This window comes from Rathayibacter sp. AY1H3, from assembly GCF_002932015.1.
The window spans coordinates 68023-78748 of sequence record NZ_PSUU01000014.1 but is presented as its reverse complement, the minus strand read 5'-3'; the positions used below and the strand labels follow the sequence as shown (position 1 = coordinate 78748).

The window sequence follows — 10726 nt, the reverse complement described above, 5'->3', positions numbered from 1 at the left end:
GAGCCAGCGGAGGAAGATCCCGTCGCGGTAGCTGAGGGTGTCGGCGATGTTCTGGAAGAAGACGAAGTCGCCGTCGAACCAGAGGCCGAAGCTCGAGAGCAGGCCGGCCTGCGTCTTCGTCGCGTTGATGACCAGCCAGGCCAGCGGCACGAGGCTGTAGAGGATGAAGACCGACATCAGCAGGGTGAAGGCGATCGACTTCTTGGGCTGCACCGAGGAGCCGCGGCGGGCGGCCGGGCGCTTCGGGGCGCGGGCGGGCGTCCGGGGAGCGGTCGCGAGGGCCATCAGTTCTCCTTCCGCGCGCCGCGGAGCTGCACGACGTAGGCGATCACCGCGGTGATCACGCCCATGACGATGGCGACCGTGGCCGACGCGTTGTACTGCTGACCGGCGAAGGACAGGTTGTAGGCGTACATGTTCGGGGTGAAGTAGGTGGTGATGATGTTCGGCGCCAGCGTCCGGAGGATGTTCGGCTCGTTGAACAGCTGGAAGCTGCCGATGATCGAGAAGATCGTGGCGATGACGATCGCGCCGCGCAGGGCGGGAAGCTTGATCGAGCGGATGACGCGCATCGGGCCGGCGCCGTCGATCTCGGCCGCCTCGTAGAGCTCGCCGGGGATCGTCTTCAGCGCGGAGTAGAAGATGAGCATGTTGTAGCCCACGAACTCCCACGTGACGATGTTGCCGATCGAGGCGAGGATCCAGTCGCGCGAGAAGGGCTGGACGACGTCGGAGCCGAGCAGGTCGTTGACGTTCGCGGCCAGGCCGAAGTTGTCGCCGTAGATGAAGCCCCACATCAGCACCGCGACGACCGCGGGGACGGCGTAGGGGAGGAAGACCACGATGCGGAAGAAGCCGGTGCCGTGGAGGCGGCCGCTGTCGATCGCGAGGGCCGCGACGAGGGCCAGCACGAGCATCACGGGGACCTGCACGACGAGGAACAGCAGGACGCGGCCGAAGCCCTCCCAGAAGTTCGGGTCGGTGAAGATCGCGGCGTAGTTCGCGAAGCCGACGAAGGAGTTGCCGCCCACCAGCTGCTCGCGGAAGAGGCTCAGGTAGATCGAGTAGACGACCGGGGCGATGAAGACCAGGAGGAAGACGACGAGGAAGGGGGCGACGAACGCCAGGCCCTTCCACTCGCTCTTCGCCCGCGACTTCGGGGCCGCGAGGGGGGACGCCGGAGGGGCGACCTCGCTCAGCGGGACGGGGGGAGACGTCGTCGTCATGGGATTCCGTTCGGGGAGTAGTGCGGGCCCGTCATGTTCACGTCAACATGGCAGAGCGTCACCGTAGCATGTCCACGTCGCCACCCGCGACTGTTCCTGCGTCACGGTTCGGCGCACGATGCACCACGGCTGACGGGCGGCGCGCTATAAAGGGAAGCCCATGTCACTCGAGACCGACCGCCCGTCCCCGTCCACCCGGCCGCGACGCGGCGTCTCGATGGCCGACGTGGCCCGGCGCGCGAACGTCTCGGGCCAGACGGTCTCGCGGGTGTCGAACGGCAAGCAGAACGTCGACGGCGAGACGCGCGAGCGGGTCCTCGAGGCGATGCGGGCCCTCGGCTACCGGCCCAACAGCGCGGCGCGGGCCCTGCGGACGGGCCGCTTCCACAGCATCGGCGTGATCATGTTCACGCTGTCCTCGTTCGGCAACATGCGCACCCTCGACGCCATCGCGATCGCGGCCGCCGATGCGGGCTACTCGATCACCCTCATCCCCGTCTCCCACCCCACCCAGGGCGAGGTGTCGGTCGCGTTCCACCGGCTGAGCGAGGAGGCGGTCGACGGCGTCATCATCATCGTCGAGGCGCACCTGCTCGACGAGGCCGACATCGTCCTCCCGCCGGACCTGCCCGTGGTGGTCGTCGACTCCGCCGGCGGCGAGAAGTACCCGGTGGTCGACACCGACCAGATGTCGGGCGCCCGCCAGGCCGTCGAGCACCTGCTCGGACTCGGACACCGCACCGTGCACCACATCGCCGGCCCGGACCGCTCCTACTCCGCCGAGCGCCGCCACGAGGCGTGGGAGTCGACCCTGATCGAGCGCGGCGCCCCGGTGCCGGAGGTGCTGGTCGGCGACTGGTCCACCGACTCCGGCTACCGCCTCGGCAAGCGGCTCGCCGCCGATCCGGAGGTCACCGCGATCTTCGCCGCCAACGACCAGATGGCGCTCGGCGTGCTGCGCGCCCTGCACGAGGCCGGACGCGCCGTGCCCGGCGAGGTGAGCGTCGCGGGCTTCGACGACATGCAGGAGTCGGCGAGCTTCTGGCCGCCTCTCACGACGGTGCGCCAGTTCTTCGGGGACACGGGCCGCCGCTCGGTCGACATCCTCCTGCGCGAGCTCGAGTCGGGCGAGCGCACCGGCGTCTCGCTCGTGCCGACCCGCCTCATCGTCCGCGAGAGCACCGGCCCGGCCCCCGCCGCCTCCTGACGCTTCCGCGGAGCCGGCCCGCGGAGCCCGCCCTTCACGCTGATCGAGGAGCCGGCCCCGCCGGCGTATCGAGATCCCCGCGACCGGACCCCCTCCGCCGGGCCACGCCCCTCCCCGTGCCCGCTCGACCGCGGAGCTCGCGATACTGTGAGCCCTCTCACCCCGGACCTCCAAGGAGACGCACATGTCGGTCGGCCTGCTCGCGGTTGTCGATGACATCCTCACCGCCGCCCTGAAGGCGAGCGCCAAGACGGCGGGCGTCGTGATCGACGACGCGGCCGTCACCCCGCAGTACGTGCAGGGCCTCACGCCGGCGCGGGAGCTGCCGGTGGTCGGGCGGATCGCGCTGGGGAGCCTGTTCAACAAGTTCGTCATCATCATCCCGCTGGCGCTGCTGCTCTCGGCGTTCGCGCCGCAGGTGCTGCCGTACCTGCTGATCCTCGGCGGCGCCTTCCTCTGCTTCGAGGGGGCGGAGAAGGTGCTCGAGTGGTTCGGCGTCTCGCACGGCGGCCACGAGACGGAGGCGCGCGACGAGAAGAAGCTCGTCTTCGGCGCCATCCGCACCGACCTCATCCTGAGCACCGAGATCATGCTGATCGCGCTCGACGGCCTCGACCCCGACTTCGGGATCTGGCCCACGCTCGGCGCGCTCCTGGTGGTCGGGCTCGGGATGACCGTGCTCGTCTACGGCGCCGTCGCGCTGCTCGTGAAGATCGACGACGTGGGCCTGCGCCTGATGAAGAACGCGGCCCGCGGCGTGCGGCGCACCGGAGCGAGGATCGTCGCGTCGATGCCGGTGGTGTTCCGCGCGATCAGCATCATCGGGACGCTCGCCATGCTCTGGGTCGGCGGGCACCTCGTCGTCGCGAACCTCGCCGAGACGGTGTGGCACGGTCCGTACGACCTCGTGCACGTCGTCACCCACGCGGTCGAGGGCGCGGGCCCGGTCGTCGTGTGGCTGGCCGACACCTTCGTCTCGATGATCTTCGGCCTCGTGCTGGGTCTGGTCATCGCGGCCGTCGTGATGGGCGTGTCGCGCCTGCGCACCCGCGACGAGGCGGCCGCGGGGCACTGAGCGGGGTCTCGATACGCCGCGTGCCGCGGCCGGTCGACCGGCATAGGGGTGCGCGGTCGCTCCACCGACGCGGAGGTGTGCGGCTGCCCGACCGGGACGGATCCATGCTGATCGAGTAGCCCGCGCCGCGGGCGTATCGGGATCCCACGACGCGCCGCCCGCGCCGCGCCGCTCCGACGGCGAACGACGGACCGCCCCCGTCCCCGGAGGGGCGGAGGCGGTCCGTGTCGGAGGGGGCGTCAGCAGCTGCGGGCCGCGTACGCTCCCGTCGCCACCGAGGTGACCTGCTCACCGTCGACCGTGCCCGTCGCGGTGACGGTGGCCTGGCCGGCCGGCACCGAGGCCGCGCGCGTGGTGAACGCGGCGCTGCCGCTCGCGCCGGGCGCGACTCCGGTGACCTGCTTCGACCCGGAGGGCGTCGCGATGGTCATCGAGACCGGCACGCCGGACTCGTTCTTCGCCGCGACGGTGAGCGTCACCTTGCCGGCGATGCAGCGGGTGGTCGCCGTGACCGCGACCGCGAGGGCGGCGGGCGCCTTCAGGGTCACCGTCACCGTCGTGGTCGAGGTGACGGAGCCGTCGGCCGCGCGGACCGCGACGGTCGCGACTCCGCCGTTCGCCGTCGTCGGCTGGGTGATCCGCACGGTGGCCGCCGAGTCGGTCGCCACTGCTCCGATCACCGGCATCGCCGTGCCCTCGACGGTGACCGCGTAGGAGGTGCGGGCCGGGTCGAACCCGGCGATGCCCGCTCCTCCGACGCGCAGGGCGCCCAGCGTGGCGACCGCGGCGGGCGAGGCGACCGACTCGTAGAGCTTGGTCTCGGCCACGATCAGGTGCGTGTTGTCGTAGGCGTTCATCACGACGCGGAAGGCCTTGGCCGTGACGGGCGCGAACGACGCGACCAGGGTCGGAGCCGTTCCGCCGGCCGGCGACGCGAGGGCCACGGCCGACTCGTAGCCGGGGACCGCGGTCCAGGTCGTGCTGTCAGCGGCCTGGTACTGCAGCTGGTAGGTCTGCGCCCAGCTGGTGCCGCCGTCGGCCAGGAACTGCACCGACATCTTCTCGACCTGGTGGGTCGAGGGGAAGGTGTAGGTCAGCGAGCTCTGCGCGGCCTTGGTGCCGTTGGTCCAGTTCGACCAGCCCTTGTCGCCGTCCACGCCGTTGCGGGTGCGCTCCGGTCCGTAGCCCGACTCCGACGACGACGCGGTCGCGACGATGCCGGCGTCCGGGTTGAAGTTGCGGAGCGTGCCCGTGGTGACGAGCACCGTGAGCGTGGCGGGGAGCGTAGCGCCGTCGGCGGTCGCCGTTCCCGAGACCGTCACCTGCCCGGCCCGGGCGAGGGAGGCGGTGGTGAGCGGCGTCCAGTCCCAGACGACCGGCACCGGGAAGGTGCTGGCCGAGGCGCCCACGCGGGCGGGGACCGTCGTCGGGGCCGAGGCCTTCACTCCGGCGACCGAGGCGCCCGCGGCGGCCGTGACCGACACGGGGTCGGTCGCGGTCAGTTCGCCGACGTCGACGAGCGCGGTGACCGTGATCGTCTGGCCGTAGAGGTCGGTCGCGGTGCCGGGCACCTCGACGCGGCCGGTCGCGCCGTACGCCGAGTCGGCGGGGCGCTGCCAGGTGACGGCGAGCGGTGCGCCGGCTCCCCAGGAGTACTGCGGGGTGATGCTCGCGGGCAGGGTCGGAGCGACGCCCGCGGTGGTGCGGACGGCGATCGTCTGGCCGGCGGTCGGCGCGAGGTCGCGGAGGGACCACGACTGGTTCGCTCCGCCGTTGGAGGTGTAGACGCCGACCGACGCGTTGTCGGCACTGGAGCCGCCGTTCACGTCGAGCGACTGGGCGATCGACTCGTTGACGAGCGAGAAGTTCACGCCGTCGGTGGTGTTGACGATCCAGCGGGTCGCGGCGGTCGTCTTCGCCGCGTCGACGGACAGCGCGCGCAGGTCGGTGCCGGCGGTCGTGGCTCCGAGCACGCGTCCGTCGCCGTTGACGAGGACGACGCGGCGAGTGGCCTCGCGCTCGCCAGCAGCGACCTCGCGGACCGTCCAGGTCTGCTTGGCGGCCGTGGCGGAGTCGGTGGCGAGGCCGGTGATCGTGGTCGCGGCGCCCGAGGGGTTGCCGGTCAGGGCCTTGCCGCTCTGGGTGCCGACCAGCTGGTAGCGGTGGCCGTCGCGCAGGGCGGGGGCGGAGTCGGCGACTCCCGAGACTCCGTCGATCGAGAAGCTCGTGACCGACTTGGCGGGCACGGTGATCGTGGCGGTGCGCGAGATGCGGTCGACGCTCACCGGCGTCTTGGCGACCAGGGCGTTGCTCGTGGGAGCGGCTGCCGAGGAGGCCTTCGTGGTGACGTAGGGGGTGACCGTCGCGGTGTCGGCGATGGTGCCGAAGCGGGAGAGGTCGAGCACGACGGTCTTCTCGGTCGCGGTGCTGTTGGTGTGCACGACGGTCGCGCCCGAGCCGTCGCCGCGGACGGCGGCGGTAGAGGAGCTGTCGTTGGAGGGCATCAGGTGGTCGCCCTCGTGGATGAACTTGGTGAAGTTCCGGATGGTGTTGAACTTCGAGTTCGTCTCGACGCCGCAGACCGGGGCCTTGGTGGAGTCGCCACCGGCGTCGGCGACGCGGCGGACCGACTTCCAGATCTCGGTCCCGTTCTCCTGGTACGGCTTGCAGTCCAGGTCGATGTAGACGGAGCCCCAGTTGAGGTTCTCGCCCTTGGGCTTGGGCTGCTGCATGTTGTAGTAGTCCTCGACGGGCTGCCAGAGCACCCACGCCTTGGGCTCGAGCTCGCGCAGGTCGTCGTTGATGCGGCCGGCGATGCCGAGGCCGTTCTCCATGTTGGTGGGGTCGAAGCCGGTGACCCAGTTGCCCTCGATCTCGCTCATCCACAGGTCGGTGTCGGCCTGCTTCGCGAGGTCGCGGACCTTGAGGCGGCCCGAGGTGCCGTAGGTGTGGACGTTCATCCGGTCGACCTCGGCGCGGATCGCGGCGGAGTAGGCGGCCCAGTTCGTCGCGAAGATGTCGGGGTTGGTCTCGTCCATCGCGGCGATGCCGGCGTCGGTGGTCGAGGCGTCCAGCGCGGCGGCGACGTCGGGGATCAGACCCGCTTGGCGCGTCGGTCCGACGTGCATTCCCTCCTGGCGTCCGCCGGTCGGGACGCCGTTGGAGAGCTGCGTACCCCAGTAGTTCGTGTTCGGCTCGTTGAAGGGGTCGAGCGTGTCGAACTCGATGCCGTACTCGTCCTCCATGTGCTCGGTGACCTTCACGAGGTACTTCGCGAACTGCTCCTCGGCGGCGGGCTTCAGCTGCTCGCTGTTCGCGTCGAAGCCGCCCGAGACGTAGCCGCTCTCGGTCATGAAGTACGGGGCGGAGTTGGAGAACGCCTCCCAGTGCGAGATCTGCTTCTCCTCGGCCAGCCTCTCGACCCACCAGCGCTGCGTCTGGTCCGCGGTCCAGTCGTAGGAGGCGGGGTCGTCCGCGTTCCACTTGGCCAGGAGCGCGTCGCGGTCGGCGAGCTTCGTGGAGGTGCCGCCGTAGGTCGACGCGTCGCCGGCCGGGTTCTGCTTCCACCAGCCCTCGACGGCGCCGCCCGGGCGGAGGTAGTCCTTCACGTCGGAGGCGTTGCCGCCGCCGATGTTGTAGCGGGCGATGTTGAGGTCGAGGCCGCTGTCGCCGAAGACCTTCTGGTAGAGGTCCTCGCGGAGGGCCTCGGGATAGCCGCCGGTCGCGTTCGCGAACCAGACGAGGCTGGTGCCCCAGCCCTCGAACGCCTCACCGGCGGCGGCGGGGTTCGGCGTGATGCGGAACGCGTCCGCGGCCTGAGCGGGGGCCGCTGCGGCGGGGATCGCCAGCAGTGCTCCTGTGGCCAGGGCGGCGCTCGTGGCGAGCGCGGCGACCCTTCTGAAGGACATCGACATTGATGCGGTCTCTCTTTCGCCATCGAAATGCGGGCATGTTCACGTGAACGCGCCCTGACGGCCGACTGTACATGTTCACGTCAACAATCGGAAGGTGCTCAGGGGTGGGCGAGGCCCGCAACGTCGAGAAGCCGGGAGTCGTCGCAGTCGGCGCCGAGTGCGACGACTCCTGGAGTGTCGAGGGCATGCGGAGGCGTGCGGGTGTGTAAGCCACCCCCGCGCTCAGACGCGATGCGTCGTCTCCGGGAAGGCCTCGGGCTCGCACTGGATGGTCGCGTGGTCGATGCCGTGGCGCTCGCGGAGGACGGCGAGCACCCGCGAGAGCGCGGTGCGGTAGTCGGCGTCGGGGGCGACGACCACGTGGCCGGTGGCGCTCTCCATGCCCGAGGTGATCGTCCACACGTGCAGGTCGTGCAGCGCCAGCACGCCGGGGACGGCGCAGACGTCGCGCTCGAGTGCCGCGAGGTCGACGTGCGCGGGCGCCGACTCCATCAGGATCCCCAGCGCCTGCCGCGTGAGCGACCAGGTGCGGGGAAGGATCAGCAGCCCGATCAGCACGCCGACGATCGGATCCGCCCACGCCCAGCCGGTGGTGAGCAGCACGATCGCCGCGACGATCACGCCGATCGAGCCGAGTGCGTCGCCGAGCACCTCGAGGGACGCTCCGCGGAGGGTGATGCTCTCCTTCGCCCCGGCCGACAGCAGGCGCAGGCTCACGAGGTTGACCGCCAGGCCCACGACGGCGGTGATCAGGAGGGGGCCGCCGGGCACCGCGGGCGGCTCGGCGAAGCGGCGGACGGCCTCGACGATCACGAACGCGGCGACCGCGAACAGGAGCAGGCCGTTGGCGAGGGCGGCCAGCACTTCGAGGCGGTAGGAGCCGTAGGTGCGGCCCTTCGCGGCGGGGCGCGCGGCGAGCGAGATCGCGGCGATCGACATCCCGAGCGCCAGCACATCGGTGCCCATGTGCGCGGCGTCCGAGAGCAGCGCGAGCGAGCCCGTCGCGACTCCGACCGCGAACTCGACGACCATGAACGCCGCGGTCAGCACGAAGGCGGTCACGAGCGGACGCCGGTGCCGTGCGGCGGCGGAGCCGATTGGAACGCCGTGAGAGTGGCCCATCGGCTCCTCCGATCCCCTGTTCGTATAAACAGTCTTGCATGCGTCCGGAGGCGAGCGCGAGGGCCCTCAGCCGACCAGCGGGTCCAGCGCCTCGCCGAGGTAGGGCGCCAGGGTCCGGGCGTACGACTCGGTGAGGTGCCCGAGGTCGCGGTACACCTTCACTCCGCCGATCACGAGGGGGCAGCCGCGGTCGTCGCAGAACCAGCGGGTGAGGTCGACGGCGGCGGCGCCCGGCCAGCCCTCGGCGGCGGCGGCCATCAGCTCGCGGTCGGCGAAGGCCTCGTCGAGCGGCACGCTGCAGTCGGCCGCGGAGCCCGGCTCCTCGGCGCAGGCCAGCAGGGAGAGCGAGGGCAGCACCGGATTGTCGCGGATCGCGACCACCGTGGATCCGCGGGCGATCAGCGGCGCCCACGACTCGTGGAACCCGTCGATGCCGGCCTGCTCGTCGGGGGTGCCGGACCCGTCGACGAACACGGACTTCTTCGCGGAGTAGGCGGTGACGACGAGCGCATACGGCTCCTGGCCGGCGAGCTCCTCCTGCAGCTTCTCGTTCCAGACGTCGCAGGAGCGGCGGGAGGAGGCGGAGTCGTCGCGCCGCTCCGCGGTCGAGAAGACGCAGCCCGTCTTGTAGTAGGTGTGCAGGTCCCAGCCGCGCTCCTCCGCGACGCCGCGCAGCGCCGGGAAGAAGGACGCCGCATGCGAGTTGCCGATGAGCAGCACACGGAGGCCGGCGGGATCGCCGAAGCGGCACTCCTTGAGCGCGGTGCCGGAGTTGCCCGTGCTGCACTCGTCGGTGTTCAGCGCGGAGCCGTCCTCCGAGGCGTCGACGGCGGGCAGGCTCGTGGTCCAGGAGTCGGGGCAGGCGTTCGCGAGCGCCGCGGCTCCGACGCAGCCCTCGGTCGAGACGGGGAGGGCGTGCGCGCGGGTGAGGTCGGCGGCGATCGCGGCGTTCGTGCCGGTGAGGCCCGTCGCTCCGACCAGGGCGGCGGCGGCCAGCAGGGCCGCCGGGGCGAGCGCGCGGAGGCGGTGCGGGCGCTCGGCGGGGGCGCGGCGGTGGAGGGGGTCCTCGAGCACGTGCTTCGAGGCGGCGGCCAGGAGGATCGCGGCGGCGATGACGCCCAGGCCCGCCGGAGCGGTCGGGTCCTCGCCGGTGCTCTCCCGCCAGAAGACCAGGATCGGCCAGTGCCAGAGGTAGATCCCGTAGCTCAGGCCGCCCAGCCACACGAGCGGGCGCAGGGCCAGCAGCCGGCCGACTCCGCGCTCCGGGGCGGGGCCGGTCCCGGCGACGAGCACGAGCACCGCCGAGAGGGTCGGCCAGAGCGCGGCGGTGCCGGGGAACGCGCTCGAGACCTGGAGCGCGAATCCGCAGGAGACGACTCCGATCAGCCCCAGCCACCCGGCGACCGTCCGCAGGGCCGCCGGGATCGCCAGTCCCGGGAGCACGAGGGCCGCGAGCGAGCCGAGTCCGAACTCCCACGAGCGGGCGAGGGTGCTGTAGTACGCGGTCGGCTGGTCGATCCCGACCAGCACGACCGAGAACGCGAACGAGAGGACGGTGAGCGCCGCGACGAGCGCCAGCAGGAACCGCGGCAGCTGCGCGCGGCGCCGCAGCAGCACGGCGGCGAGGGTCGCGACGAGCACCAGGGCGAGCCAGACCAGGTAGAACTGCCCCTGCACCGACATCGCCCAGAAGTTCTGCACCGGCGAGTGGAAGTCGTCCTGCGCGAGGTAGTCCACTCCGGCCCGCGCGAGCGCGACGTTCTCGACGTAGAAGGTCGAGGCGAGCACCTCGGTGAAGGTCTGCAGCAGCTGCGAGGGGCGCAGGAGGAGTGGAGCGAGCGTCGCGACGACGACCAGCACCACCGCGGCCGCCGGGAAGAGCCGCGAGGCGAGCCTCCGGAGGAAGGCGATCGGACGCACGCGCCCGAACCGGCGGATCTGGCCGAGGAGGGTGATGGTGGTGAGGAACCCGGCGATCACGAAGAAGACGTCGACGCCTCCGGAGACGCGGCCCAGCCAGATGTGGAACGTCGCGACCAGGAGGGACGCGACGGCGCGCAGTCCCTCGATCTCGGGCCGGTAGCCGGACGCATCGGCCTTGCGCACCAGCGCGGACCGGCCGGAGGGGGCGGTGCGGGCGGAGTGGCGGGGCAACAGGATCCTTTTGTGACGGTCGGAGGGC

General features: G+C 71.6%; 6 protein-coding genes and 1 pseudogene. 2 read left to right on the top strand and 5 right to left on the bottom strand.

Going from position 1 to position 10726, the window contains the following annotated elements:
• Nucleotides 1-285 (bottom strand): annotated as a pseudogene (locus tag C5C33_RS07455) (carbohydrate ABC transporter permease); the annotation flags it as partial.
• Nucleotides 285-1226 carry a carbohydrate ABC transporter permease gene (locus C5C33_RS07450; protein WP_104223405.1) on the bottom strand — a complete coding sequence of 314 codons (942 nt, stop codon included), beginning with the start codon at nucleotides 1224-1226 and terminating at the stop codon, nucleotides 285-287. The gene C5C33_RS07450 and the pseudogene C5C33_RS07455, both read right to left, overlap by 1 nt.
• 160 nt (nucleotides 1227-1386) lie before the next feature.
• On the opposite strand from C5C33_RS07450, the gene C5C33_RS07445 reads away from it, so the two are divergent.
• A complete protein-coding gene (locus C5C33_RS07445) occupies nucleotides 1387-2433 on the top strand; it encodes a LacI family DNA-binding transcriptional regulator (RefSeq protein ID WP_146076621.1) in 1047 nt (348 codons plus the stop codon).
• A 184-nt stretch (nucleotides 2434-2617) separates the two neighbouring features.
• Nucleotides 2618-3508, top strand: coding sequence for a DUF808 domain-containing protein (locus C5C33_RS07440; protein ID WP_104223404.1), 891 nt, complete (start codon nucleotides 2618-2620; stop codon nucleotides 3506-3508).
• A gap of 239 nt (nucleotides 3509-3747) precedes the next feature.
• Here C5C33_RS07440 and C5C33_RS07435 read toward each other — a convergent pair whose 3' ends face one another.
• The 3 genes from C5C33_RS07435 to C5C33_RS07425 form a co-directional block, all read right to left on the bottom strand.
• The gene (locus tag C5C33_RS07435) at nucleotides 3748-7416 is read right to left on the bottom strand and encodes a glycoside hydrolase (protein WP_181136211.1); all 3669 of its coding nucleotides are present in this window, start codon (nucleotides 7414-7416) and stop codon (nucleotides 3748-3750) included.
• A gap of 228 nt (nucleotides 7417-7644) precedes the next feature.
• On the bottom strand, nucleotides 7645-8544 hold the full coding sequence (locus C5C33_RS07430; RefSeq protein ID WP_104260826.1) for a cation diffusion facilitator family transporter: 900 nt from the start codon (nucleotides 8542-8544) through the stop codon (nucleotides 7645-7647).
• Between the two features lie 66 nt (nucleotides 8545-8610).
• Nucleotides 8611-10698 (bottom strand): acyltransferase family protein, encoded by a 2088-nt coding sequence (locus C5C33_RS07425; RefSeq protein WP_181136210.1) that lies wholly within the window; start codon nucleotides 10696-10698, stop codon nucleotides 8611-8613.
• Between the last annotated feature and the right edge of the window lie 28 nt (nucleotides 10699-10726).